The organism is Paenibacillus sp. BGI2013, assembly GCF_002843485.1.
Classification (GTDB): Bacteria; Bacillota; Bacilli; order Paenibacillales; family Paenibacillaceae; genus Paenibacillus; species Paenibacillus amylolyticus.
This window is the reverse complement of sequence record NZ_PJFA01000017.1, coordinates 68,545-95,451: the sequence shown is the minus strand read 5'-3', so window position 1 is coordinate 95,451 and position 26,907 is coordinate 68,545. Positions and strand designations below refer to the sequence as shown.

Here is a 26,907-nt window from a genome sequence, read left to right as displayed (position 1 = left end):
AAATGTCATAAAACTGACCTCCGGTATGTATTCGTATTTCATTAAGGTTACTGCAGAATCTTTTCTAGCTTGTGCCTACAAGCCTCGCGGTCATAATCCGAATTATCCAGCCATACCTTATCCATCTGAAGTAACCCATAGATTTCGGACTCCAGCTTCTTTCTTTCCTGCAAAACCTGTACCGTACCCTCAACACCCTGATAACCCTGTGCCTGCCCCAAACCCTGGTTCGTATAGTAATTAATGAATCCCTCTGACCATTCTTTTGGTCTTTCACTAACCGCCTTATCAAATGTATAGGATATATCTTTCTGGTCGATATAGATGAGAAGCGGGTTCAGAGCATGAATGATACACCCAAGTTCCAATACATACTGCACGTTTTGCTCTTTGGATTGATTGCATTTTACAAGACCCATGGTTAGTGGATTCTGGATAAAACAACATTCAAATATCGTGATGCAGTCATCATTCGTTCTTAACACGTTTTGGGAGAAATCTTGCCACTTCCTGGTGATCAGCTTAACATTTTGCTCAAAAGGAATTTCGTAAATATCTCGTCTGAAAATATCCTGTACAATGTGATCGGGAAGCTCTATTCCCCATTGCTCTTTCATCTTACGGTATGGAATCAGGAAGCCTTGATCATAGGCAATCGCATTGCTTTCCAGAACCTCTCTGTAATCTTCATGCGTGCCCAATAAAGCCTCGAAGTCTCCTGCATAATAAAAAGATACGCCCTCGTAATCAGCAGGGTGATCCAGGTTCCCTTCTTGAAATAGTTGTACCTCTTTGCCTTGTCCTATCAAAATTTCGGATACCATTTTGGCAACCGTTGATTTGCCTGAACCCGGTAACCCTTCAATGAGTATTAATCGCCTATCCATCATTACATCATCCTTTAGGTTGTATAAAATTTTCAGCTCCATGATCAAGACAGTGTTCTACTGTGCTTAATCAATGTCTGCAAAAATCCATTGCGCGTTATCGCCATCTTCTTTCTTTTTCCAAAACACCATCGTATTGCTATACTCTTCGTCGTTCTCATTTATCTCATTAACTATCACCACTGCCTGATAGAGTTTCCTTTGCTCCTGTATAGTGATATCGCTCATGGAAGTAACCTTGAGAACTTTGTATCTTCCCATACCTGATATAGGAGATTCAGGATCAATCAAACTCATATATGCTATTTCATCCTTTTCGTATAAATAACGTATACGGGCATTCATAAGTTTGACGATTTCCAATTTGTCACCGGTATAGTTTGTTTCATCGAGATACTCTGGTGGGATGTCTTCCTTCTCATGGGATGTCGATATTTCTTCATCCTGTTGTGTCTCTTTTGCTGTGACACTTTGAGCCAAGGAATCTATTGATTGTTGTGCATCTTCAGTGTTTTCCTGGTTCTGACAGGCCACCAGAAGTAGAAATAATACTGAAACTACGGTTAACTTTTTCATAATCAGCCCTCCATTTAGTCATGGATAACACTCCCCTGGTAAAGACCTTAAATGACTTTTATTTAAAATAGAGACTTCCTATGTATGTAAAATTTTCTCTCAAGGTACATCATAACCCATAATGTGGAATTTGCGAATAAACGAAGTAAACCATCTCTGTTTCTATCGCATTTCGCGCAAAAAACCACGCTTCTCTGCACGAGTTACATCATGCAAAGCGCGTGGTTAACAGCAGAACTTTCACTCAACTTTTGTAACTGTCCACAATCAATCTACCTATCTATCAAATAACATATTTATTATGCCGACCGCTTCAATCTGGATCTCTTTTTCTTCATTATCCGAGAAAAGGTAACTATATGTTGAAAATATTCCCATATGCAGTATATGTCCACCTTTATAATGAAGCGTCTTTTCTTCACCGTCGATCGTCTGCGTAAACGTCCTGCCTTCATTCACATCATACGAAGAATGGATGTTATGTTCAGTTGCAAGCCATGCGACAAAATCTTCTTCGTTTGGATTGGTCATGACTAGAATAACGAACAGAACAACAAGCACAACAATGCCCGTTCTTAGTCCTCCGCCCCTCTTGCTACCATGCTGCGTGTTCTCACGCTCCATCCCGCTCACCCCGTTTCTTGAACAGAAATCTCTACGTTCTTTGCCAAAACCCAACCACTCAATCCATACGAGGATGAGATCACCATGTACTTGTAATTCTCTTCTATCAGCCGAGTTTGCAATTCGTCATAGGAATCATAACTGGCAGGCCACCCCTGACCCATCCCCGATTCTAACAACTCTCGATTATAAGGGATAAAATGCTCTATTTCCCACTCATCCAGATCCAAAATAATGCTGCCATGCAGCGGTGTATCAAACGCATGGGCCATTACACCAGAGAATAAAACATCCATATTTTTCGACACATCATGACTTGAACGAGTACGCATCCTGATTCTTTTGTTCTCTAAATCAACTTCGTAACTTAATATGATGTTGTCATGCAAACTTGGCATAGTCCCCCTCCTTCCATACCTTATAAATCCGAATCAAACACCATAATATTATTTATAGTGTGAGACCCATTCCGCGTTGGAGAAATTAACAAAATCATACGGTTCTAGGCTCCAATCCGTACAGCTGCAACAGTTCTTCCTCGTTCATATTTGTTCCCCTTACCTACTTGAGAATGTTGTTTAACTCTTCCGCTTTTTTCCTGCTATCCATTCTAGCATAAAAATAAAAAGCGATGACGTGTAGCACGATAGATAATAACCACATGCCGGGGAACCAGGGAGCGATGAATTGGAACATGTCTACCGAGAATAACCATACCATCGCCATACCTCCTGCAATATTGAATGTGGAAGAAATGACGATATTCCATACCGGTTTTAACGTAAAATAGTTCCACAGTATGTTATACATCATTCCAAACAACAAAGCTGCAATAAAAGCAATACCCGCTATGTTCCATAAATAGGACATCTGAATGGGCAGATCACCAAAGAATATTGTAGCCAAGAACGTGATCCATAGCGTCATTATAGTGAATACTTGAAAAAAAGAATTTCTAAGTTGAGTAATCATGATAATTTCCCCCTAAAGTTTTTAATATAAAATCGGCTGACGAAGTAACTGGAGCTATCGCTCAGGTCTACCTTAATTCGAGCTTGGTCTGTTGCAGAGAATGCGGTGATGTACCGCGTATTGATGATCGTTTGATTATTTATTTTTACAAAATGAAGGTCATCCAGATCCTCTTCTACAAATTTCAGACGTTTATGAAGCAAGTACCTCTCACCTGAGATCACCCGGACACAGCACATCCGATCCTCTGATTCAAAGGCAACCACTGAGCTCAACTGGATCTGTATATTGCGATTATTCTTGGCATGGATGACCGTTAATTGAGTTTCCGATTCACAGATTGCCTTCTGAATACGGTCCCACTTCGACTTCTCCGCAGGATGGGTTATGACCTTGGCTAACCTTTTTTCAACTGTCGTGTCCTCTTCAAAAATGACTTTCATGTGTTTGCCCCTCCTCTCACAACTCATATTACAAGCATAGTTACGGCAATCCCACTGTATTGCGTTTTGTTGCATGATTTTGCAAGTTTGTTGCATCGGTACTGCATAAATACTAAAAAGAACCACTCCATGGGAGCAGTTCTTTTAATATAAGGAGGTGCTACGTTAACCTTACTCAATCTCCAGATACATATCCCGATTTTGCAGGATCATCTCATTCATATGTGTAATAGCTGCTTGCGCCACGGTCTGATAGGTGTCATATAACACCTCTGTTCTCTGAAGCAAGATTGGGTCCTTATCCAGATCTGTTGCCAGCACCTCAAGCCACTCTTCACCCACTTTATTTTTGTCCGTAATGAGACTTTCAATCTGTTCAAGTACATTAACCATCTCATCTAAATGAAAAAAGTGCATCCCATTTTTTATTCCATTCCAGCTTTTGATCTCAATGATGTTATATGCCGAAAACCAATAAAATTCTGCCAGACTTTTCGTGTGATTGTGATAGGAATAGAACAGAAATAAAGCTTGTTGCCCTTCGTGTAACATTCGGTATATCTCTGTTTTGGCTGCCATATCTCTGCCCCGTACCGAAACAAGCATTGGTTCAATACACAGCCAGCTAAGTTGCTTTGAATATATATCTTCTGGTCGAAGTTTAGCCTTCATAACATGCCCCTTTCTTTTTACCTATTTAAGGATTCTCTGGTACTTCCACGGCCGGGTCATTCTCTCCGCCCATTCTGCGTCTGGATGTCTCCATTTTCCCTGTCGAAGGCACATGGTCAGAAGCTTTAGCTAATCCGAATTTGGGCATGTTGGCGTATATGGTCTCGAAGGAACCCGACTGAGCCTTGTATGTTTCATGATATATCCCTACTGTTCCGTCAGTACCAATGGATCGGTTGAATTTTTTCCAAGCTTCCAAGTGTAATCCGCCTCGTGCGTATTTCTCCAATTCATCGTAAGAGCGCCAGTATTGTAGTAGCGTCACCCCACGCCAACTTATAAAATACTCTGTACTCAGAAATCCAGTCTCCGGATTCATATACAGTTCTTTAATCATCGGTCCCATGGACTTAAAGACAGGCAACCATTTGTGTATAGCCCACAGACGATTGATCCTCATTCCGATGATAAAAACAACAAATTCTCCCTCAATCTGAGCGGAGTATCTTCCCTTATGTATGTTCACCATGTCACCCCTCCTTCTCGTCAAACACATTCGATTTCATCGGATCTGGACGACCCTGCCTATCCGCTCATAGGCATTCAGGGGAAATTCAAAACTCCACCGTTTGTGATATTCCTCCGGTCCCATTTCCTTCATTCTGCTTAGTTCTCTGTAAAATAGCTTAGTCAACTTGACCAAGGATAACTCCTCAGACATAAGCAATCGCCCCTCTGTAACGGCTTCCGTGCTAAAGTTATCACTCATCTCATACACCATGAATTGAACGATTACCTGCGAACGTTTCTTGATCCAGAAGCGATATTCTCCAGGTTCGGTCTGCATAGTCATGGTTACCTCCGTGGCTCCTTTGTGCAATGCAACGAATTGACGTGCTATCTCATCCACCGCATCCGACAAAAAAGAAACCGGAATCTCAATCTGTTCTCCCTGATCAGGTTGAACCAGGATATCCAGCCATCCGTGCGGTTCAAGCGTCATAACGATGTCCATGTCCTTCCTCCTTTATGTGATTCTATGATGCAAGATTAACTGGAAACCTACTTTCAGATATAACCGCTGTGCCGCAATATTTCCTGCATTTACAGCTAAAATAATCTCATTGATCTTCGAATGCAGCATGCGAACGAATTTGTGCAGTGCCTTCATTGCTGCGTAAATCTTCATACACATTCCATTTTGTATACAATTCTTTTAGCGCTAACGCCGTTTTATGTATGAACTCTTCCATAGCTTCCATGGATAACATATTTAAATCACCCAAAGGTTCGTTGTCAGGGTTAACTAAAAACTCCAGTTTTTCTTCCCTATACTGATACACTTCGGATTCCAGCAATCCACCTAAATCAAATGCTTTTCCCACGTTCAGCTCATTTAACCATTCATGGGCCCCTTTCCAATTCTGTAGAATCATAAACTCTAACTTTGTGACATCCTGTGTATACACGCTTCTTCCATTGGGGTGGACTTCATATGCAGGATACATATCGAATGTCCACACGCGATCCGTATAGATATGGGCGATGTAACCGCACAGATATTGCAGGAATTTGGGATCACTATAAGCTAACTTCTTTTGGGTTTCAAAAAAGTCTTTAAGTTCTTCGTCTGTTGCAAATCTTCCTGCCTCCGGCATGAGGTGGGTTTTTGCCTTTTCTGTACGAAGATTAGTTCTTACATGGATCGAATCAGGAGCAAGGCTCCCCAATAACAATTCAGGGGATGGCTCGGATATCAACTCGGATGCAATTGCAAAATGTACCATCGGCCAAGGCAATGTAAAAACTCCTTTCTTTATTAAAAGGCTCAACTATGATGTTCTATGACTTACAAAGCTAAGTGCTCACTCTCTTGCACATGTATCAATTCAATATCCTCACAATAAAATCCTAATATTCCGTCCTCATAGTCTTCAACGTAATATTTCATCGGATGATATCCGTGGTCTTTCAGATCTTTAATCTTAAACCCACTGATCTGAACTAGAACACCATGAGGCTTATAATGAAAACTTTCAATATTAGTGAATCTAAGAAGTAATTCATATGTAACATTTAATAATTTTATTAAAAATGTAATATCTGCTATCGAAATATTTTCATAATATTTGTCTTGTTTTATATACAGATTCAACCCAGCAACCCACTCCAAATTTTGAACAGAAAATGCTGGGATAAAAGGTTGAATTATTGCCATGTTTTTCACCATAATCTAACCTCTATTCATTTTGGGCTATTATATTTACGCAATTACTGGCGTAGCAATTTAGACTCTCCTTGCTTCAAATCTACAAATATAGGCTTCTGCACATTGTTAATTGTGGAAATATCAATCTCATCCAGGCTTTTAAAAACAAGCTGTAATGACTCCTTCTGTTCATCTTCAAATAAAAGAGTTAATTGATCATCACAGAGTTTTCCTTCCAACTCCGCAATAACGTCAAATAAAAACATTACAAATACTACTTCATTTCCATCCGGATACGTATAGTGCATCCTCTCGCCCGTATAGATGGAGGCCAATTCATAAGAATTCACCTCAAGCCCTGTTTCCTCTTTCACTTCTCTAATCATGGTTTCTTCGATTCGTTCACCTGGTTCCATACCACCACCGGGTAATCCCCAATCTCCATAATCTGATCTCTTTTGCAGCAGAACCCTCCCCATATGATCTCGAATAATAGCTCCACCCGTAACTACAATACGACTAGTCATTATTCTTGCTCCTCTCTGTTGGATTACTTCAACAGCTTACGATTTTAATCAGGAACCTTTTCTATTGATTCATATTCCAAAATGTACAATACATTTCCCATTTATCTCAGCGTACTTTGCCATGTTCGCAAGCTTGTTTAATTCGTTGATTAATTCAACTTTGTTGTACACGAGTTTCTCGTAACTGCCCTTCTGTTCTTTCCCATCAACACAGTAACTCCCTGTTAGAACAATCGGATCCGTCGCATGGCTGAATAGATCCATCCAAGCCCGAATCAGTTGATGAAACTTCAACAAAACATCCTGCTCTTCAATAACGGTTAATCCATAGTTGTTCAGTCCACTACATCTCATACAGGTAGATGGATTCCATGTATCCAACCAGCAAAGGGAATCATAGATGTACGCAATGAATTCGTCTTCCAAGGTCGCATGATTCTCTGTGGTTAATCCATTTCCATGTATCACGCCGTTAGAGTCCCAAGAATAGAAAGTATAGATATCTTCGTTTACTTGCGATTTGTTTTCAATAACAAAATGATGCTTCGACATACCCGCACCTCCGTTACAGTTCCCCATGCTTCAATATCTGTTCAATCCTCTTAATTCATCATAACCCATGTATTGGTAAATGCGAAATCATTTTGAGCATTGAACTCTACCATTTATATTCTACTCTTTTCAGAAAATCAAAAAAGCCTCCACAGTCTTATTCGACAGTGGAGACTCTATTAGCATCTATACCTTCATCAGAAAAGTCACTAATGAAAATGGTCTTCATACATAAATATCAGGGTGTAGCAGTAATCTCCCCCGTACCAACCGTCTGAGTTGCTGGGGCAATATAATTTCCTGCATCAAGCCCTGTAAGAGTATACTTAATTGTTATTACTTTACTGGTACCAACAGCTGCATTATTGTATGTCGCTACAGCATTTACTTGTACGTCATCCCCATAGATCACGTTAGTTAATACTCCTGGTGTTACATTTGCTGCAAGAGTTCCGTCATATACTTTGGAGAGTATTAATGTCGGATCCGTGATCATCAATTGCTTTGCAGTGATCACACCTGTATTCACTTCGATACTGGTTGGCGGTAAATAATTTCCTGCACCATTACCCGATAGAGTGTACGATACGGTTATCTTCATATTTGTTCCTACATGTGTATCATCATAAGCTCCTGAAGCACCTACCGTTACGTCTTCCCCTGGACAAATTCCACTACCTGGACAAGCCCCTTCTCTAGAACCCGCTGCTACATTTGATGCTAAAGTTCCGTCATACTCTTTGGAAGTTGTTATCAGGTCTAGGATAATCCCAGTATGTCCGGTGTATTGTACATAAACAGTGTAATTCGTATTATTAGCTGGAGCAATATATTTGCCACTATCCGTACCAGCTATTGTGTAAACCACAGTTACAAGTGCCGAATTAGGCGGGGAAGTTGTATCATATACCGCCTCTGCACTCACCGTCACATCCTCACCTGGAACAACCCCAACTAAGGAACCGGAAGATACGACTACCGATGAATCTCCATCTGTCTTCTCAATAACAGTCAACATCGGCTCCCCGATCGTCAACTGTGCGGCTGTAATGGCCCCTGTCTGGATTATATAGTTTGCAGGCGCAATATACTTGGCCGCATCCGCTCCGCCCAACGTATAAACTACAGTTATTGTTTTACCTGTGCCTATTATTGCATCATTGTAGGTGGCTGCTGCACTCACGGTTACATGGTCTCCAGCAGCAACTCCGGTTAGTGAATCTGCTATTACTGTAGCCGAAGACGTTCCATCGTACATTTTCTCGGTTGAGAGTACTGGAGTCGAAACGGTTAACTGATTTGTACCAATCACGATCTCTGCCGAAGCCATCGATATATTGTTCGCGAGATCAACGGCATATACGACATACGTACCTGAAGCTAATCCCACTGTATTAATTGTGGCATCTAAGTTTGCTATCACAGACTGCTTCTTGCCTAACAATCCTGCAACAGATTGATTTAAACTTGTGATTGTTTTTGGTGTTGCGGAAGGAACCAAATACAGATACCCATTTTCATTGCTTCTACCCACCACAGGATCTCCACCTGCAATATGACCACTCGTTACATTGGACAGAGTAGGAGCGATTGTATCCGTTCCTCCAGTGGAAGGTGAAGTCACAGGAGCAGTTGGAGTAGCTGGAGTCACTGTATTTATGACTTTATCCAACAGTCGAATTGTAGTTTCAAAAGTCGTACCACCTTTAGCAACGGAACTCAGCGTCACCTTTTCAATAGTACCCGTGCCTAGAATTTTAGCGACTGCATCTAAGAAAAGGTTTACAATCGTTGCATCCGTGCCTAAGTTAAGAGTCGTCCCCGTTGCTGTAACTGCTACGATAACGTCCTTAATACGGCCTTCAGGAATATCCACCTGAACCCCACTGCCTTTAATGATTAAGGAATCAAATGTTCCTTTCAAACCTACTTTTGAACCCGCAGGTAACCGCTCGGATAATGTAATCTTGCCGAAGCCATTCCCCGTAATATCCGTTTCTTGTAGCGTAGCAGGGGAGTGAATGGTTACTTCTCCAACTGTCGTTGAACCTTCTACAATAATGAGAACGGGTCCTTTTTTCTTATCAACAATAAGGGTAGATGTTACGGTATTTTTTAAATAGATGGTACTAACGCCCCCACCCTCTACCCGTGTCACACCTTTAATCGTAACATTCGTAAGGTGTACATCTCCTTCTTGGATACCTTCACTAAATAATAGGTTTCCTTTGATGATCATATTCTTCAATTTAACCCCAGCCGTGCTAATGAGCACATCCCCATCAATGGTCTGCGTCCCCGCCTCAGGGCCATATGTTCCAGCTAAGCTGTAATCCGTTGCTCTTGCATTCACTGAACGATCCAGCGCAACGACTGCTTCAGCACGAGTGATCGGTTTATTCGGATTGAAGTTATTATCGTAGCCCTGTAAAATCCCTTTAGCCACTATAGCATCTACCGAATTTTTAGCCCATAAGGCTATCATATTGGAATCCGTAAAGTGATTTCCAGTACTAGCTTCATTCGATAGATCCAGAAGATCATTGATAATAACTGCAACTTCTTGTCTAGTAATGGGTTTATTGGCACCGATTGTACCGTCCCTATAACCCTTTATGTATCCAGCTTTTACAGCTTTGGAAACCTCAGCATATGCCCAGTTAGATGAAGTAACATCCTTGAAGGATACAGATGCTGTTTCAGTAAATCCATATGAACGATTAACCAATGAGAAAAACTCTGCTCTTGTTATGGTATTGTTCGGTTTAAAGCTGCCATCTTCATAACCATGAATAAAACCTTTGTCGATCCATTTCGTAATTTGGCTTTCTGCCCAGTTTCCCTCGATGTCTGATGCCGAAGATTCGGCGGCACCCAATACTACATTAAACGATGAAAACAACATAACTGTAATCAATAGAGTGGTCACAAGCTTTTTAGCACAATTCATGATATTAGTCCTCTCACTCATAGTATGATTACTGGATCTTACTCGCTCAACTTATCACAAAGATCAGCAATAGTATACATAAAATACTGACCATGAAATATGGCTACAAAACCCAGTCTGTTAAAGAGTTTAGAGCCCAACTTTCGGTGCATACAGTATACATTTTTCTACTCCTCCCTATCACATCAGAACTGAAATATAACAAAAAAAAGGACACCTCGTTGTCGTATCCATAGGTATCCTCGTTTATTAAATTAGGTAGTAAACTAAAGTGCTGAATCGTTAGTTTCCTCAATGCTCACATTCATAAAATCCTTCGTCTAATCAGAAATGCTGTTCCTTCTTCTCGGTACATCTCTATAGATTCATTGGTCACATGATCATGCCTCAGTGCTCCCATATAATCTGTTCCAGGTTTGTTCGATCTATAATCTGAATCAATCGTGTAGATATTGAAGTGCACCTCATCTTCATCCTCTGACACATCTGTTATATCAAAAAGTGCAATCACTTCATCTTTACCAAGAAACCTAAATGGAGAATCCTGACGCTCTATAATATAAAATGGATATGTGATGTTCTCTATCTGAATGAATTTCTGGTAATCCCTTAAGCTCCTCGGGTATGAGATCCATATACTGTCTAGCTACATCTTCTGCCTGGAATACACCCGAAACCCACTTCAAACTCCCCTTGGTTGCTACGATAATGAACATACTAATCACCTTCTAATTTAAATATTATTTCTCTCTTTCACGCACAAAAGTCTGGGACAAAATCCGGTGGCTACCAGCGATGTTGTCAATTTCAATGTTATATTCAGACTCAGTATATTCTATCTGATGTTGCTCATAATATTTTTTCCAGAACGAAACTGCTGCCGCATTATTAGCAAGCTGTTCCACTTTGAATGTACCCTCAAATTGAGCAAAAACCAAGTCAACCGCTTGGGCTGCCAGCCCCTGTCCGCGATATTTTTTGACCAAGAACAGCTCTTGCACGGTATAATCCACACCTTCCGGCACATATGGAGGTGAGCAGACCAGTACGAATCCAATAACCTTTCCTTCATACTGAATCAAAAACGGATGTAATTCATCGCGTTCCAGATATAGATAGGTGTTCGTTGGATCATATTTCCCCTCTTCAAGTAGATCCTCGCCAGAAAATTCGGACAGATCATATAAGTACAAGTTGTACAGGTTGAGGAACAATTCCTTTTGTTCTGCCAAAATACTCGTAATTTGTACATTCATCTTCATTGCACATCTCCCTCAGTTAATGAGTTGGCTAGTGGTCCATACATGACATTACCGATGTCCACAACGAGTTTGCTGTGCCCTGTTCTCAATATATTCTTTCAACCACAGCAGATATAGGCAAAGTTTGGTTTAAACCATGGAGTAACCTTACTTTCACAGTGGACATGAACATTTGGACAAAAAAAGACTCCCTAAAGAGTCCGATTATTGGTCTTGTCTTTATTTTTCACCAAATATCCATTAGCACTTAGCTAATAATTATCGAATTATATAGGTTCAACTAAACTTTTTACACAAAAACGGAGAAGACAGAAATAACCTGAAGAAGCGGAGCGTTCGCCTTTATCACCGGATTTCCCCTTTAAAAAGGGAATCAAAAAAATCTGGGGATAACAGCGATCGGAAGGTTGTTCTGTCATTGGAGTGCTCAGTGTAAACCTCTTTAGTTGAACTTATATAGATAATCAACCACAGGATATGAGATCACATTGCGATCTCTGTACGTTGAAGTCACTGCTTCGGGATGTGTGCTAAGAATTCCATTTTGCAACATCACCGGCCGGAAACCTCGCTCCATCGCTCCGTTGTAGGTGAATAGAACACATTCCTCTGCGGCAAAACCGGCGATGATCACCAATTCAACTCCATGACTCTTCAACACCTGCTCCAAATCGGTCTGCCAGAAGGCATTGGAGGCTTCCTTGGTAACGGTGAGATCCTTCTCATTCACGTCCACCTCGGGTATGATGCGATACTCATCTGACACTGCCTCCTCCATGCCCTCCACATCCTGCACGTGAACGACCGTATGATCATTCGAACGCAGCACATTAGCCACATGGTTAATGTACTCACAGGCATGGTCTATCGAAGTCTGATCCATCTTTTTCCGCACAATACTCTCCTGCATATCAACAATAAGCAAACCTACTTTCATCCAATCTCTCCTCATAAATAAATTTCATGTCGCATGGTTGAGTGACTTCCCTTGTTAAACTGAGAACTTAATCTTTAAATAATTCATTCAGCATCCGGTCGCGGTTCTCCAGAAAGCTGCGAGTAATCTGATAATGATCGGTCTCCTCATAGGCTACCTCTTGAATATGGCTATCGTCAAAACTTAAAATCTCTGCCCCCGGATACCCCAGTAAAATGGGTGAGTGCGTCGCAATAATAAATTGTGAAGTGCCCGACAAATCATGAAGGATACGCAATAAGGAGAGCTGCCTAGCTGGAGATAAAGCGGCTTCGGGCTCGTCAAGCAGATAGATGCCTTTGGAACTGAAGCGATTGACGAACAGACTGAGAAAAGACTCCCCATGTGATTGTTCATGTAATGAACGCCCGCCATAATATTGAAGCGATGCCGGCATCTGATCGACATGTGATGCGAATTGATAGAACGATTCAGAGCGCATGAAGAAACCATTCGTTATTTTGGGTAACCAGGCCAGCCTGAGATAATTCCCGAGCGAGGATTCCGAAGCATGTGTCTCATAGGTATTATTCCTGCCGCCCCCTGCGGTATTGAATCCACATTGATGAGCGATGCCTTCGAGCAGCGTAGATTTCCCAGAACCATTTTCACCTACAAAAAAAGTAACGTTATTCGTGAGCTCCAATCGTTCCAAGGACCGGATCGCGGGGATGTCAAAAGGATATTGGTTCCGATTCTCGATCTTGGCCGACAGGAGTTCCACACTTCGAAGATACATAATCATCCTCCCACATTTATTTATATAAGTTCAACTAAAGAATATTTACAATTATGAGGATAACGAAAAGCTGCGGGTTTATTGCCTTCATAATAGAAGTGCCCCATCCAGGATAAAGCGTAATGGGTGACAGCGAGTAGGAGCGTGACTTTGATATCAATAAACAAAAAAATCCATGCCACAAACGCCGACAAAAACGCGAAGTAATGCAAAATGCGGTTTTTCCGATCCTGATGCTCCTGAAGATAATAACGCAAGTCCTTGCGCACACGATTCAACATCAGTCCACATCCATTTCACCTAAAATAAGGCTCCTTATATCCCACTCCATCGTAACCTATTTCGGGGTACATATGAAACCGTTTCAACCAAAAAAGAGCAAGCCAGTGGCTTACTCTCTCCTCAGAGTTAATAGACAAATCTGCGCTGTGCCCAATAGCTGAACAGGAAGATGGATACCTCGGTCAGCAGCTTAGCTGCGAGCAGCGGGATAATTAATTTTTCATTATAAAAATACAATAAACCGTAGTTTAATAACAGCACCAGTAGGACAAGTGAGAAGTATTTGGGCAAAGACTGCCGAACCTTAGAGGTTCGTCCAGCGGAAAATACGTACTTTCGATTAATCGTGTAGTTGAAGATGGAGCTGCACAGCCTTGCTGCGACAACCGACAGAAACAGATTATGCGTCAAATACTGGATGACGAACAGTAATCCAAAATCAATCAGTGCCGATAGCACCGAAGATGTGCTGAACATCAGGATTGGCATATAGATCCGGAACGAATCTACCAGTGGGCGGAAATGAGAGGACTCATTGTGATCCAGATACACCGTATCAATAAACTCCTCCGTAATCTCATACCCTTCCTTGTGTGCCGTTAACAACATGTTCATCTCGTATTCAAACCGATCCCCGGGAATCTGGTTCAGCCAGTCCAGCATGGAGTAGGGAAAACCGCGTAGACCGGTCTGCGTGTCATATACTTTGGTACCTGTTGTGAGGGAAAAGACCGCCCTTGTGACTGTATTGCCAAACCGGCTACGTGCTGGAATTTTACCACTGAAGCGACGGCTGCCGAGTACAATTCCTGTTGTGGTTTGTGCGAGTAGCACTTCGAAGATACGCTTAATATCATGTGGCAGATGCTGTCCGTCACTATCTGCGCACACTATACCGCCCTGAGGTCCATACTCCTTAATATACTGAAAGCCAGTCTTCAAGGCCCTGCCCTTACCCAGATTGACGGGATGTGTCAGGACCGTACAGCCATACGCTTCTGCCGTTTCAAAAATTCCACGGTAACCGGGGCCACTGCCATCATCCACAATCACAATGGGTCCAAGTTTAAAGGTTTGCAGTTGCAAAACGAGATTCAGTAAACGCACATCGGGTTCATATGATGGAATTAATATCGTCATGATCCTTGTCCCTCCGTCAGATATAAAATGTCACTTACGCCACGTTCCTGGTTACGCCCCAGCGGGTTATTGACAACTCTGCCCATAAAATACATGGTGGATGAACCGCCACCATCCAGATTGTAGGCCTCGGTTGCTCCCAGACCTTTCATGACATCAGCCAGTTCTGCCAAGGTCATGCCTCGGCTGTTGTCCTGCCGTCCGTCCACCACCACAAAGACGTAATGATTCGGAGCAATCATGCCAATCGCTGTTCTTGGATTTGTATCCTGGATGGAGCGGTTGCCAAAGTTGTTATCGATTTTCACACTGCTAAAATCACTGACGATCTCGCCATTTTGAATCAGAATGGGCCCAAAGGATAGTGTATTGGTTGCACCTTCAGCCAGCAGTTCCGAGGAAGAAATTTCATTCTCGTTATATGTTTTCATCGTACCGTCGTTGAATAGGGCAAGTGCATCCCGCGTTGGGCTGTCCCGGTACAACGTTCCATTTCGGATAATGACACCATCATCACGGAATCCGTAGTAGTCACCATTAATGGCCAAGATCGCATTATTGGCAGCAGCAATCTCTGACGTATTCTCGGTGATGTACGTTCCAAAACTGTTGTCCGCTAGCGCAGTTCGCAGGCTGCTTGCATCCGTTAGCTGAACATCGGCGACATAATACGCAATCTGATCCGAGCCTGATCCTGTCTGTACCTTTTCAATACTGACTTTCATATCATCACTCGAATAATTCCAATCATCTGACGTTGCATTCACTTCAGTCGTAGTGGTCGTAGTACTGCTGGAATCATTGGCGTTGCCCGTTGCTACCGTTGCCGTGTTCTCATCCGCCACAACCACCTGCACATGCCGGATCAGGTAACGGTCAGCCAGGCTGTACAGGATTCCACCTACTGCAAGCACGATGACAAGTGTGATGATGAGCCATCTGTGCTTTCTTGGAGAGATCGGTCGTTTATGTGGTTCTTTCCGGGTTGGTTTCTCATCAATCTTTATCATGTGAAGCTCACCTCTTCATCTAAGTTCTTAAGGCCATATTAGGCTGGGTAGCTTAAATGAATCTGAAACCATATCAATTGAACTAAAGAATATTCACACAGACACTACGATGATAGAACAACCTTCCAATCGCTGTTATTGTGTAAATGAATAGTTCAATCAAAAAAGGCCATCCGTTTTCCCATTGAGGAAATCAGATCACCTTGATTTTCAATCTATATAACCCTAAGGCCACTAATATCGTGTACATATTCGTTCAACATTCATATCACATATCTTCAACAGGTCTTCCTGTTATGCATCTGCAAAAAGAGCATCGTACGCGGGACAAGGCCGCTTCTCCAGGAATTCCGTTAACGCCGGGGGCTGCTGAGCGTAAATATCCTTCAACGACGTTCCAGTATAGATGTTGCCAATCACAACAGGATGGCATAATTCACAGATGAGAATATCCCCGTTGCCGTGCAGATGCAGCTGTTTCGTGCCATCCACACAATTAGAGAAATACACACCAGGTTGTTCGCGCAAATTCAACTGTTCAGCGAACCGATCCATACAGGTGAAATAGAGCGTTGTATCTGGCTTTTTATGTTTAATTAATTCCGTAACAGATCGAACAAGGGACTCTTTGGATACAATCTGGGTCCAGTCGGTATGCGGCATCTTAATACTGTTCTGGATCTCATGGATGCGCACACCCAGATCATACACCTTATCGCTAATGGCCTGCATGTTCGCTTGGTTACCCTCAAACAGTAACGTTTCCAGCACCGTCTCCAGACCAGCTTCCGTACACATATGGATATTCTGCTCCAGTCTCTCATACATGCGAGGATGCACGTGGTAGTACGTAGCATACGACTCCGCATCCGTATAATTGAACGAGATATGAATGTTGGACAAGCCTGCATCACGCAACGCCATGATTCGTTCTTCAGTCAGCAGACTGGCATTACTGTTCAATTGTGTATCGATGCCATGTGCCGCACAGTACGTCACAATCTCCAGGCAATCCTGATATTTCAGAGTAACTTCTCCCCCTGACAATCGCACTCGCTTGAGACGAGGAAGCTCACTAATAATACGGATGACTTCCTGACTATTGATGCACGCTCCATCATCCCGATTGTAGGCGCAGCAGTAGTCACATTTATAATTGCAGTTCGATGTCACTCCCACTTCAAGCCCTTCTAGCTCATATACGCCGGGGGTTTCCAATTCGAGTGATTTATATTTGTTTTTGATCGTCAATTCGTTGTACCTCCTGGTTCTTTCATTCAATCCACATTTGGATAACTTGAAGATTATAGCGGAAGGCACCAGGTTCAAGATATGACATTATGTACGTTGCTTGCTGAAAACAAAAATAAAACCCATTTCCTCAATGATCGGGAGTGATGTAAGGTAATCCCATAATCCTCTATTGTATGTCATCCTTGTTGAACTCAGGATTATAGGCAAACTCATGGCTCGCCAGCATAATGAATGACACACGACCCTTTTGATCAAAATTCATGGACAACCCTTTCATGTTCTCAAATCCTCCTTCCAATATTGCATGATCAAAGGACGGTATGACATGGTAATTACCTTGTTTATTTTCCTCCATGACATATGTAATACTTTTTACTTTTCCTTTTTTAGTATCTATAAAAGCTTTTTTGCCGTATTTTTGGAAGACCTCCTGAACTGTACTTCCATAACCTATCCCGCTTGGCGTTTTGTACGTTTTGAACTTTGCCGGGCCATCAATCATAATGCCATCCACAATGCCATCTTTGTAATGAATTCTCATATCTTTGTACTGATAGACATTCGTGTAGTAGTAATAATCCACGTGGAGTCCAAGTTGCTGCTCAACCTCTTCACGAGTACTTCCTAATTTAATCGTAATATCTTTGGATTTAATCTGAAATTGGAATTCATCCTCAGTAAATATCTTTGTTGCATGAGATGCAGGAGGTTCTTTTGAAACGGCATTACGATTGTATGTCACTTCTGAGCTACTTAAAAAAGTCATGAATAACATAAGATACAGAATTCCTTTGTTCATCCTCGATCGCCCTTTCAAAAATACGTTCTTTATTTAACACGAGTATAGAAGTCTTCTTTTACGATAGCATACATCTTCAGATCTTGAAGCTCATTTTTTACCTTCATGTATTTCCTCAGCACACCTTCGAATTGCATGCCTGCCTTCTCCATGACCTTGGCAGAACCTGTGTTTTCCACTAAACATCTGGCCTGGATTCGCTCGAGCCCCATTTCGTCAAATCCAAATCGGATGATTCGTTTCACTACTTCAGTCATGTAGCCTTGATTCCAATATTGATCAGATAACACATATCCCAGCTCAACTCTCCTGTTATCGCTATCACACCCTAGATAGTTACAACTACCGATCAGCCTCTTGGTGTGTTTATCTTCAATCCCCCATGGGCCTATTAGATCCGTCTCATAGCGACTCATGACAAAATCTAAAAAAGCTTTGGTGTCTTCTTTGCTCTGATGCGCGTCCCAGGTGGTGAACTCCGATACAGCAGGTACAACGCAGTAACTATACATATCCTCCAGATCATCATAGGTAAGAGGTCGAAGTAACGTCCGTTCGGTTTCCAACATGGGAAATGGTTTGAAGAAACTTTCAATCGTTTTCATAGATTTATCCTCCCTCAGATTGTTAGGAAAAAGAAACACACAGCAGTTCGGTCCGTGTTGCCTAACTCACCTGTTGTACAATCAAGGCCACAATCTGAGTGTCTTCCACTGCCCATCTTGCTTTACATATTGGACTCGTACATGCTTGCGCTCCGAATCTCCCTGCCAAAACTCCACCTCTTGTGCATTCACGGCATATAGACGCCAATGAGGTGTAACAACACTGGGGTCACGTCTTATTTTTTCCTTCTGAGCTTCAATGGAACTATCCAGCACTTCCTTGCTATCCAAAACCTCACTCTGATGCCCTGTCATGGCAACTGCTCGCGCTCCAGCTGAACGTTTGCGGAAATCATCAGCACCCGCTTCATCTCCACAATCTTCGGCAATTCCCCTTATCCGAATCTGTCTTCCAAGGGAAGGCCAGTAGAAGGTGAGAGCCACATGAGGGTTCTCCTTCAACTGCTGCCCTTTTCGGCTCTCCGAACTGGAGGCAAAATAAAACGTTTCGTCAATTACGTTTTTCAAAATCAACACCCGCGCATCAGGATAACCGTCTTGATCCACGGTGGAGATTGTCATAGCATGAGGTTCTTTCACTTCGTTCTCAACCGCCAATCTCAACCAATCCAAGAATAGCTTCCCGGGCCGATCCGGCAACTGCCCCGTATCCCACGTTGGAAAAGGGCCGGATAAAGATTTTAAACGTTGCAACAGTTCAATTGGTTTATCGCTCATGTCATCGCCTCCGTCTTCTATTTAATCTATCATGAAAACAACTAATGTAGATGACTTAACACATTTGCACTGCTAAGTTTCCAACCATGCCTTCCCTTTTCAACGGTATGTACACTGGTGTTGTCCATGGGATAAAAGCTGGACTTATTGCTCCATTCCCTCTTCTCAAGCAGATAATACAGGATGTTAATCACTCCGCCGTGAGTAATTAATAGAACATTGGACTTGACTGTTTGGTCCTCTATATCTCTAAGAAGATTCTCGAAAGATATGCTTATCTGGTTATAAAAATCCCCTGGACTTTCTCCTCCTGGAAAAGGCGAATCCATCTCAAGGGTGTTGAAATAAATCCCTGGGTAATGCTCTTCAGCATCCTTATGGAGCATGCCTGCCAAATCTCCGTTATTCATCTCCCGCCAATCTTTCATTAAGCTAGCTTGCATGTTTAATTGTTTCTCAATTTCCCGTGTAGTCTGCACTGCACGAGGAAGATCACTGCTAATAATCGTATGTATGTTGTACTCCTCAGCGTAACGATGCAAATGCTCTCCCAGTTTCTTTGATTGAATATGACCCTGTTCCGTAAGTCCACGATCGCTCCATCCGCCTCGATACCCTTCCTCATCCATCCCATGCCTTACCAGATAAATCTTCAAGATCTCTCCTCCTTTTCACTTCTATAATGAACAATGTACCTTTACACTGTATGACTAGCCCGGCATATATACAATAAACCCGACCTCAGATAGCTTCTATCCAAGATCGGGCATTTCCTGCTTACCATTTATCTTACAAATGTGTTATGAACTCGCTCGGATTTGATAAAATAAGGAATCCAAATGGCACAAGTGATGACAGATTTAGCAATTTCTCTGATCGAGCTTCCATCTTCCAATTCTTTTGCTAACGGAATCTGGAGCAATAATAGGTAATCAATAATACCTACAATCAGACTGAGACCATAGAAGATGATCATCAGACGGGGTAATATTGCTTTCTTGCTATAAAACACAAAAATTGTATATACACTGAATAATAAAAACAGCGTATTGTACACCATCTCAAAAATAAGTACTGGACCCCATAATGGGTGATAATAGTCTGATTGTTTGGAAGTTAGCATTTCCCAAGTCTCAGTTGTGAATGTGGGTATTATCTGCTGAAATAATTGCACTGCAAGTAGAATTACCGTAACAAATAATCCAATCTGGATGAGAATCAGCCAACCACCCAATCCCGACACGCCTAGTGGACGGTAGTCTGTTTTTTGCTCTTGAATATGTGGTTCCACCTCGTAACACTTCCTTATGCAGTTTTGTTTTTCTGAGATGAGTCTTCCTCGTAATAGTAATAATGCAAATCGAATCTACGGGTGCTTCTATCCCTTTACTTCACGTGCGTTGTATGTATTTTCACACTCTCCTTATAGCGATCTCTCCGTCCTCCTCTCATATAGAATTTTACACAACTTCCTTATTGTACTACGAGTGTCAAGGACGAAGCAGCATTTTCAAAAGATCTTACTCATACGCTGCAAAAGCCATAGAAGACCTTCGCTATACTTCCGCCATGTTCAGTTTAGTACGTGAACGTCATAATCCTCTTATACAGATGCAGATGGTGACTCTGCATTTGACTACAAAGGAGGATATGGATATGCCCAATCCTAAAGTAAAACTTTTGCCTTTTGCCGACATTTCAAATTATGTCGAGGACTTCGATATCGTTTCCACCCAGTGGGGCGGTGATGGCCTTGTCTATGTGTTGTTGATGAATCAGATCCCCGAGAGAGAGCGAGGTATGTTCGTCCAAAGTAAATTGAAGCAAAGCTATACGTACAAAGTGCTTATTGTGACAGATCAAACTATTGAGGAAGTTGTCATCTGGGGGCAGACGTTCAATTATCATTACGTACAACCATTACATGATCATCTGCTGCTCGTCGGAGCACGGTGTGCGAATTACGGAAATGAACAATTTGATTTGAACGCCAAAGTGTGTGATTTAGACGGAAATACAATTCGCGAGTTTCTGTTGGGAGACGGTATCCAAAGTGTACAGGTCACAGAGCAGGGAACAATCTGGACCAGTTACTTTGATGAAGGGGTATTTGGTAACTACGGATGGGCCGATCCAATTGGATCAAACGGTCTGTTGGCCTGGGATGAGCACGGTAATAAAGTGTACGAAAACAGCGCAGCTGACATTGCAGATTGTTACGCACTCAATGTGGTGAATGAGAAGCAGATCTGGTTCTACTTCTATACCGATTTTGAACTCGGTTGTATCTCAGGGGGAACCAGTGAACCTAACGTAACATTTATGAATCCAAACATCTCCGGTTCCTCTGGCCTCAGTACGGATGGTTATCATTTCTTGTTCGATGCCGGGTACGGTAAACAAGGTACGTTTGTCCTTAAGAAAATGGAGAAGCCCGGAAGAATGAGCAAGGGGCAGAAGATTGATTTGCTAAATGAAGATGATCACCCCTTCAAGCAGGCACGACAGGATTTTCGCCAACATCGTCTGCTACTCAGTGAAGGTAACTTCTTGTATCGGGTAACGATGGAGGAGATTACTTCCGCTTCTGGTTTGGATTAGTGGAACAGCGTGAAGAGGGTTATTTCTTAAAAGACAATCCCTCTTCTTCCAAAGCGCTTCGCAGTTTGGGCATGGCAGATGGCCCGATTCCGTGAAGTTTCAGGATCTCTTTCTCCGTGTACTCCGCAAGTTGCAGTAGTGTTGTGATGCCTTCATTCTCCAAGGCCCGTCTGGCGGGAGCTGACAATAAGGCTAGAAATCCCTCTGTCGGTTTACGTTCAGCTTCGCACGTCGGACAGGTTGGGCAATCACTTTTTTTATAATACAAATGTCCTTGTTCGCATGTTCTGAGTGTTCCTTTATCGTTTGCCATGTGGGCATCACTCCTTATAAATTGTATAATATAACCAAGGCAACCTGAATGATAGTTTACTCATAGGAGTGTGTAGAATGGAATTAAAAGACAAGTTGTTATTAATAAAAGAGAATGACTACCAAGCACCTTCAGATATATTTCCATTAGTACAAGAAATGATACATAACATCGGTTCTTTGGATGCCCAGCTACGTGATGAATTAATTTACACAACCTTATCGAATTGGATTCCTGGTCATGCTCTGACTGTGTACGAACTAGAGCAAATCTTACCCGTAGTCTTGGATGAAAACCATTTGCATTTTAGACTTGGAGAAACAAATTCAGACGCTGTATTCACTCGATCTTTCTCTATGTTGGTTATATCGCTCTTTTTATCCAGGCATAGAGAATCACCATTTCTCTCAAAAGAACACATTCATCAGATAAAAGGGAACGTATTCTACAATGTACAAAAAGAGCGTGATTACCGTGGACATGACGAAGTAAAAGGCTGGGCTCATGCCATAGCACACGCAGCAGATGTTTTGGATGATTTAGCTCAATGTAGCGAACTAGATGAGACCGATCTCTTAACTATCCTCGACCTAGTTTATCAAAAGATAACCGTCACAGATCGCGTGTACTCCGATGGGGAAGATGAAAGAATGGTGAAATCCATCATTAGTGTCTTAAATAGAAAGATACTTAGTGAGACTTACATAAAGCAATGGATTCAACGTTTTGGTGATGTAGAGAAAGATGCAGAATTTCTTCCCGCGTTTAGGCAAAAGAATAACATAAAAAACTTTCTAAAGAGTCTATACTTCAGGATTAAATTTCACCAATTGGATGCTGATCTCGGTCCAACTATTGAGCACACGTTATATAAAGTAGAACCCGTATATTACTCATGATTATCAGTCCTTCCAAATTAACACCCTTATCTCAGACATATTATTGGAAGGAATCGCAATTTTAATTATTGTTAAATTCAGCTCCAAACAAATTGAAATTAGGTTATGAATTCGGCTTGTTTTCTTACCATATAACTTATAATCCGTACTCGGCAAAAACGGCTGCATATTTCTTTTCTAATATCGTCCAGCGCTTTTCGGCTCCGTATTTGGCGTGCAGTTGCTGTAAATAATGCTTGGCTTCTTCCGTATTGCCGGCTTTTAGCAGGAAGCGGAAGGTTACTTCGCTTAAATATAGCGCTGTCTTGTCCATATAATAATGGACTATATCTTTGGCCCCTGTTAGCGAGTGTAAGAATGACATACCCTCTTCCAAATGTGACACCAGTTCTTTCGATAAAGCGTCTGGATCGATATCAGGCGTTAAGGTATAGTGGGCCGGAGCGGAAGGGGCTATTTCTCTGATTCGGCAGGTAAAATGAGATGTGAACTCCAATATGTCTCCATTCAATCCAACGGAATGCAACTCCGCAAGTTCGGTGGAATGAACACCACAATTAACATAAAACTGGACTTGTCTACTGGTGTTATACTTTGCTCTTTGAATGTTGAACTTATATGCGAGGTTTCCATCCGCTTTGTAGAAATTCAGATTTTTCTTCGAATAGCCGTGTTTGGCAAATACGGGTTTGACGTCTGTTTTGATGATCTTCTTAAAAAGTTCCTGCATTGATATCACTCCCAAGGCAAAGTTTATTTAATTCGTTGTTACCCTTTTTTGTTCAGAATCATGCTTGTTCTATTTTATAAAAATAAGGGCCACACATGGATTCGTGCGTATACACGTACGTCCATGTAAACGCTCGGTCGAAGATATAGATATCCTGCTCCGAATCAAAATCCGCTGCAATAATCCGATTCGCGTTTTCGTATAAAAGCACCCAACCACCACTTTCATACATCACATATACTTCATCTTTCGGCTCGGCATTGAAAGCATCTCGTGCTTCATCATGTGTCAGACATTTCTGTTGTTCATAACTGAACATATGCCACTTGTACTGGCTATAATGGATAGACTCTTTGACCACATCATCGATATTATGGGCAAATACGCTGTCCCATTGCTGTACAATCCCTTCGGATTCCTCATACAGTTCGGATACGACAACCCCTTTATCCTGCAATTTCTCCTTGAACATATATTCCTGATGGATACGCTCAATCCCCCAATATGCTCGGTTCAGTTCCATTTCGGGTAACGCATCCAGCAGCTCGTTAATTTTATCTCGAATCATCATTACCTCCGTAAGTTATCTGGAATTATAATACCTGGGCCCTTGCCTGACTGTTTAGCTTCTTCTCGTAGCATATGAGCCAGTTTGTACATCTCCGCAATGTCATATCTGTTCTGTTCCTGGAATCTTCGGATTGCCTTATCAATCTCTACCACTTCCACCGCAACCACCTGCTCGCCATCTTCCGGATTCAGTGGATCACCGACAAGTTCAACATCTCCATATCCGATGATTCGTACAAAATGGGGATGCGGAATATGCGGCCGATACGGTTCCAAAGCACTGGATGTGCAATAGAATTGACCAAAGATCTGATAGGACCGCATGTTTGCCCCAAGCTCCTCCATCAGTTCACGCTTCAGTCCATCCATGTAATGCTCACCTGCTTCAAGCGTACCCCCAGGCAGCTCCCAGGCTCCATTATCCAGTTGGAAGACAACACATTGATCCCCGACAAACGGAATGATGCTAATATTACTCACCAGCTTTTCATCCACGATCTCGTTTAATCTGAACTCTGCCTCAATAATTCCCCAATGAATTGACGTACTCAGCGCCGGAAATAATTCCGCACTCAAGCTACTCATCCGCACCCGATCCTCTCTATTTAATTCCACTATTCTTCCAATTATAGTCGAAAACATAGAAAGAAGGCCACCTTCCCACCGGGGAATACGTGACCCTCTTCTTACGCTCTCTGCAATTAAGCCTTGGAACAGTGTTCTCTCCAGACTCTCAGGCCATTCTCCCTAATGCTGCACCAGTTTCCCATTTTCCAAAAAAAGAACCCGGCTACAGAGCGGCAAAATCCGCTCATCATGCGTAACCATCACTGCACTCTTGCCCTGCTCTTTCACGAGCCGTGCAATCATGCCTACAATATCCAGCCCACGTTCCGCATCCAGACTGGCTGTCGGTTCATCTGCGAGCAGGACAGCCGGATCGTTCATCAATGCCCTTGCAATGGCGACCCGCTGACGTTCTCCGCCAGACAGCTTCTCTGCATATGCCTTCCGCCGATGGGTCAACCCCACCGTGTCTAATAGCTCATGAACGCGCTTCTCCGCCTTGTTTTTTTCCGTTCCGGCGAGCTTTGCAACGACCATGAGCTGTTCTTCTACTTTCAGATAAGGAATGAGGTTGGCACTTTGAAATATAAAACCGAGTTGCTGAAGCCGTACATCGGATATATCTTGTTTGCTTTTGCCCATAATAGAGTCTCCGTCCAGCAAAACCTGTCCTTCCGTCGGTTCAAGAAGTGCGCCTGCAATGGACAAGAATGTACTTTTGCCCGAGCCGGAAGGCCCCATCACAGCCACAAGTTCCCCTTCAGCAACCTCAAGGTCCAGTTTGTCCAGAATCGTGCGTTTGCTGCCGCCATCTTCAAAGGTCTGTGTAATTCCCTGTAATACCAATCGGTTTCTCATGCTGCTGTCCTCCCAATCGCATCAAGTGCATCAATTTTGCTAACCTTCCACACCGAGAATAACGAACCCGCCACAGACATGAGTATGAATAATACACAGGTCAGTGCGAGAGTGGACAAGCCTAATTGAAATGGCATTGATGCTGGCAAGATGGACTCGAACAGTCGAACCAACAGTACGCTAATGACCAGACTACCAACTGACAAGACCAGAACTTGTAACGAAACGCTACCCGCCAGATAACCATTCCGCGTTCCGATGGCTTTTAATATGCCGAACTGACTCGTCTTCTGAATTGTGATGACATAGAAGAATACCGCAAGCACAAACGCCGAGATGATATATAGAAATGCAATCATCATGAGCAACGATCCCTGCTCTTCCTTATATCCAGGAATGGCCGATACAGCATCCGACTTCGTAATTATTTCTGTATTTGGTATTGCAGCACTCAGGCCGTCTACCTGCTCGCCTGCACCCTTAATCGCAATAGCATTGTATATCGGAATCGGAGCATTCGCATTGGTGTCTGCTGAAGCTTGAGAAGTCCGTGAACTTCCCTGGAGTGCGAGCCATTCCTGTTCATTCAGGAATACGACCGGGGAGTGACTGAAGGACTCATTTTGTACAAATCCACCAACGGTCCACTCCGTTCCCGAAGCTTGATCGACCAGAACGGTACCAATCGTGACACCAGATTCAGACAACTTTTGGTCCACCACAACCTGCCCTTTTGTCTGATCTGTAATCGGAGACCCTTCAGTCACCGTTGGAGCAAGCCAGCCCTCCGGATTAACCATGAACAGCGTGACATCGATCTTTTTTGTGTCGCCGGTTGGACTGACGGTTGTCATTTTCACACCGAGTGGCTCAGCGTTCTCTTGCCCCACTGCGGAGCGAGCTTGATTAAGTTGATCCTGATCCACTTGTGACCGGGTAAATCGATGATTCGAATCCTGCTCCAGCACAAAGTGGGTTGCTGCCATATTTTTGACCGAAGCTGCGTTATCATACGCCAGCCCCTGTGCAAGACCTGTAACAAACAGTACCAGAAATGAAACCAGTACCATGATTGTAGCAATTAAGGCATAGCGCCCTTTGGCATACCTCATTTCCCGAATAGCCAAGTACATGTTCTGTGACCTCCCTCTT

34 protein-coding genes are annotated in these 26,907 nt (G+C 42.6%); 2 read left to right on the top strand and 32 right to left on the bottom strand.

What is annotated here, in order from left to right; all coding sequences use genetic code 11:
* Positions 1–47 precede the first annotated feature (47 nt).
* The 26 genes from CXK86_RS28295 to CXK86_RS28160 all read right to left on the bottom strand — a co-directional run bounded on the left by CXK86_RS28295 (position 48) and on the right by CXK86_RS28160 (position 20,508).
* Positions 48–887, bottom strand: coding sequence for a P-loop NTPase family protein (locus CXK86_RS28295; protein WP_076252601.1), 840 nt, complete (start codon positions 885–887; stop codon positions 48–50).
* 66 nt (positions 888–953) lie between these two features.
* Positions 954–1,463 (bottom strand): hypothetical protein, encoded by a 510-nt coding sequence (locus CXK86_RS28290; RefSeq protein ID WP_076252603.1) that lies wholly within the window; start codon positions 1,461–1,463, stop codon positions 954–956.
* 276 nt (positions 1,464–1,739) lie between these two features.
* The gene (locus tag CXK86_RS28285; protein WP_076252605.1) at positions 1,740–2,087 is read right to left on the bottom strand and encodes a hypothetical protein; all 348 of its coding nucleotides are present in this window, start codon (positions 2,085–2,087) and stop codon (positions 1,740–1,742) included.
* 5 nt (positions 2,088–2,092) lie between these two features.
* Positions 2,093–2,485: a hypothetical protein gene (locus CXK86_RS28280; RefSeq protein ID WP_076252607.1), complete on the bottom strand. Its 393-nt coding sequence runs from the start codon at positions 2,483–2,485 to the stop codon at positions 2,093–2,095.
* 163 nt (positions 2,486–2,648) lie between these two features.
* Positions 2,649–3,059: a hypothetical protein gene (locus CXK86_RS28275; protein WP_076252609.1), complete on the bottom strand. Its 411-nt coding sequence runs from the start codon at positions 3,057–3,059 to the stop codon at positions 2,649–2,651.
* Entirely contained in the window at positions 3,056–3,502 is a 447-nt protein-coding gene (locus CXK86_RS28270; RefSeq protein ID WP_047842163.1) for a LytTR family DNA-binding domain-containing protein, read from the bottom strand. Before CXK86_RS28270 ends, CXK86_RS28275 begins: the two co-directional genes overlap by 4 nt.
* A 171-nt stretch (positions 3,503–3,673) precedes the next feature.
* Positions 3,674–4,174, bottom strand: coding sequence for a hypothetical protein (locus tag CXK86_RS28265; protein WP_076252611.1), 501 nt, complete (start codon positions 4,172–4,174; stop codon positions 3,674–3,676).
* 25 nt (positions 4,175–4,199) lie between these two features.
* Positions 4,200–4,703, bottom strand: a complete 504-nt coding sequence (locus tag CXK86_RS28260) for a DUF4188 domain-containing protein (protein ID WP_076252614.1) — start codon at positions 4,701–4,703, stop codon at positions 4,200–4,202.
* Positions 4,704–4,736: 33 nt separating this feature from the next.
* On the bottom strand, positions 4,737–5,189 hold the full coding sequence (locus CXK86_RS28255; protein WP_076252615.1) for a hypothetical protein: 453 nt from the start codon (positions 5,187–5,189) through the stop codon (positions 4,737–4,739).
* A gap of 106 nt (positions 5,190–5,295) precedes the next feature.
* On the bottom strand, positions 5,296–5,961 hold the full coding sequence (locus tag CXK86_RS28250; protein WP_180361894.1) for a hypothetical protein: 666 nt from the start codon (positions 5,959–5,961) through the stop codon (positions 5,296–5,298).
* A gap of 62 nt (positions 5,962–6,023) precedes the next feature.
* Positions 6,024–6,404 carry a hypothetical protein gene (locus tag CXK86_RS28245; protein ID WP_076252619.1) on the bottom strand — a complete coding sequence of 127 codons (381 nt, stop codon included), beginning with the start codon at positions 6,402–6,404 and terminating at the stop codon, positions 6,024–6,026.
* Positions 6,405–6,445: 41 nt separating this feature from the next.
* Entirely contained in the window at positions 6,446–6,910 is a 465-nt protein-coding gene (locus CXK86_RS28240) for an NUDIX domain-containing protein (RefSeq protein WP_076252621.1), read from the bottom strand.
* A 69-nt stretch (positions 6,911–6,979) separates the two neighbouring features.
* The gene (locus CXK86_RS28235; protein ID WP_083684639.1) at positions 6,980–7,462 is read right to left on the bottom strand and encodes a hypothetical protein; all 483 of its coding nucleotides are present in this window, start codon (positions 7,460–7,462) and stop codon (positions 6,980–6,982) included.
* A gap of 238 nt (positions 7,463–7,700) precedes the next feature.
* Entirely contained in the window at positions 7,701–10,412 is a 2,712-nt protein-coding gene (locus CXK86_RS28230; protein WP_076252623.1) for a YDG domain-containing protein, read from the bottom strand.
* Positions 10,413–11,152: 740 nt separating this feature from the next.
* Positions 11,153–11,674, bottom strand: coding sequence for a GNAT family N-acetyltransferase (locus tag CXK86_RS28215; protein WP_256720086.1), 522 nt, complete (start codon positions 11,672–11,674; stop codon positions 11,153–11,155).
* Between the two features lie 442 nt (positions 11,675–12,116).
* Positions 12,117–12,611: a cysteine hydrolase family protein gene (locus tag CXK86_RS28210; protein ID WP_076252630.1), complete on the bottom strand. Its 495-nt coding sequence runs from the start codon at positions 12,609–12,611 to the stop codon at positions 12,117–12,119.
* 67 nt (positions 12,612–12,678) lie between these two features.
* On the bottom strand, positions 12,679–13,389 hold the full coding sequence (locus CXK86_RS28205; RefSeq protein WP_076252632.1) for an AAA family ATPase: 711 nt from the start codon (positions 13,387–13,389) through the stop codon (positions 12,679–12,681).
* Positions 13,390–13,409: 20 nt separating this feature from the next.
* Complete coding sequence (locus tag CXK86_RS28200) at positions 13,410–13,670, bottom strand: DUF962 domain-containing protein (protein ID WP_076252634.1); 261 nt, start codon at positions 13,668–13,670, stop codon at positions 13,410–13,412.
* Between the two features lie 127 nt (positions 13,671–13,797).
* Positions 13,798–14,811 (bottom strand): bifunctional glycosyltransferase family 2/GtrA family protein, encoded by a 1,014-nt coding sequence (locus CXK86_RS28195; protein ID WP_076252636.1) that lies wholly within the window; start codon positions 14,809–14,811, stop codon positions 13,798–13,800.
* Entirely contained in the window at positions 14,808–15,821 is a 1,014-nt protein-coding gene (locus tag CXK86_RS28190) for a phosphodiester glycosidase family protein (protein WP_101314947.1), read from the bottom strand. Before CXK86_RS28190 ends, CXK86_RS28195 begins: the two co-directional genes overlap by 4 nt.
* A 294-nt stretch (positions 15,822–16,115) precedes the next feature.
* The gene (locus tag CXK86_RS28185) at positions 16,116–17,072 is read right to left on the bottom strand and encodes a radical SAM protein (RefSeq protein WP_101314946.1); all 957 of its coding nucleotides are present in this window, start codon (positions 17,070–17,072) and stop codon (positions 16,116–16,118) included.
* Positions 17,073–17,241: 169 nt separating this feature from the next.
* Entirely contained in the window at positions 17,242–17,874 is a 633-nt protein-coding gene (locus CXK86_RS28180) for a hypothetical protein (RefSeq protein ID WP_076252642.1), read from the bottom strand.
* Between the two features lie 29 nt (positions 17,875–17,903).
* On the bottom strand, positions 17,904–18,479 hold the full coding sequence (locus tag CXK86_RS28175) for a GNAT family N-acetyltransferase (protein WP_076252644.1): 576 nt from the start codon (positions 18,477–18,479) through the stop codon (positions 17,904–17,906).
* A gap of 81 nt (positions 18,480–18,560) precedes the next feature.
* Complete coding sequence (locus CXK86_RS28170; protein WP_101314945.1) at positions 18,561–19,217, bottom strand: pyridoxine/pyridoxamine 5'-phosphate oxidase; 657 nt, start codon at positions 19,215–19,217, stop codon at positions 18,561–18,563.
* A gap of 41 nt (positions 19,218–19,258) precedes the next feature.
* On the bottom strand, positions 19,259–19,873 hold the full coding sequence (locus CXK86_RS28165; protein ID WP_076252648.1) for a histidine phosphatase family protein: 615 nt from the start codon (positions 19,871–19,873) through the stop codon (positions 19,259–19,261).
* Between the two features lie 128 nt (positions 19,874–20,001).
* Positions 20,002–20,508 carry a DUF2569 domain-containing protein gene (locus tag CXK86_RS28160; protein WP_076252651.1) on the bottom strand — a complete coding sequence of 169 codons (507 nt, stop codon included), beginning with the start codon at positions 20,506–20,508 and terminating at the stop codon, positions 20,002–20,004.
* A gap of 365 nt (positions 20,509–20,873) precedes the next feature.
* Between CXK86_RS28160 and CXK86_RS28155 the strand changes: the two genes are divergently transcribed.
* On the top strand, positions 20,874–21,818 hold the full coding sequence (locus CXK86_RS28155; RefSeq protein WP_076252653.1) for a hypothetical protein: 945 nt from the start codon (positions 20,874–20,876) through the stop codon (positions 21,816–21,818).
* Between the two features lie 19 nt (positions 21,819–21,837).
* On the opposite strand, the gene CXK86_RS28150 is transcribed toward CXK86_RS28155, so the two are convergent.
* Entirely contained in the window at positions 21,838–22,131 is a 294-nt protein-coding gene (locus tag CXK86_RS28150; protein ID WP_036610457.1) for an RNA polymerase alpha subunit C-terminal domain-containing protein, read from the bottom strand.
* Between the two features lie 77 nt (positions 22,132–22,208).
* On the opposite strand from CXK86_RS28150, the gene CXK86_RS28145 reads away from it, so the two are divergent.
* The gene (locus CXK86_RS28145) at positions 22,209–23,030 is read left to right on the top strand and encodes a DUF2785 domain-containing protein (protein WP_076252655.1); all 822 of its coding nucleotides are present in this window, start codon (positions 22,209–22,211) and stop codon (positions 23,028–23,030) included.
* Between the two features lie 136 nt (positions 23,031–23,166).
* Here the strand turns inward: CXK86_RS28145 and CXK86_RS28140 are convergent, their stop codons facing one another.
* The 5 genes from CXK86_RS28140 to CXK86_RS28120 form a co-directional block, all read right to left on the bottom strand.
* The gene (locus CXK86_RS28140) at positions 23,167–23,760 is read right to left on the bottom strand and encodes a DUF4304 domain-containing protein (protein WP_076252657.1); all 594 of its coding nucleotides are present in this window, start codon (positions 23,758–23,760) and stop codon (positions 23,167–23,169) included.
* 58 nt (positions 23,761–23,818) lie between these two features.
* Positions 23,819–24,328, bottom strand: a complete 510-nt coding sequence (locus CXK86_RS28135) for a DUF4275 family protein (protein ID WP_076252659.1) — start codon at positions 24,326–24,328, stop codon at positions 23,819–23,821.
* A 2-nt stretch (positions 24,329–24,330) separates the two neighbouring features.
* Positions 24,331–24,915, bottom strand: coding sequence for an NUDIX hydrolase (locus CXK86_RS28130; protein WP_076252662.1), 585 nt, complete (start codon positions 24,913–24,915; stop codon positions 24,331–24,333).
* A gap of 162 nt (positions 24,916–25,077) precedes the next feature.
* On the bottom strand, positions 25,078–25,755 hold the full coding sequence (locus CXK86_RS28125) for an ABC transporter ATP-binding protein (RefSeq protein WP_076252664.1): 678 nt from the start codon (positions 25,753–25,755) through the stop codon (positions 25,078–25,080).
* Positions 25,752–26,888, bottom strand: coding sequence for an ABC transporter permease (locus CXK86_RS28120; RefSeq protein WP_076252666.1), 1,137 nt, complete (start codon positions 26,886–26,888; stop codon positions 25,752–25,754). Before CXK86_RS28120 ends, CXK86_RS28125 begins: the two co-directional genes overlap by 4 nt.
* Between the last annotated feature and the right edge of the window lie 19 nt (positions 26,889–26,907).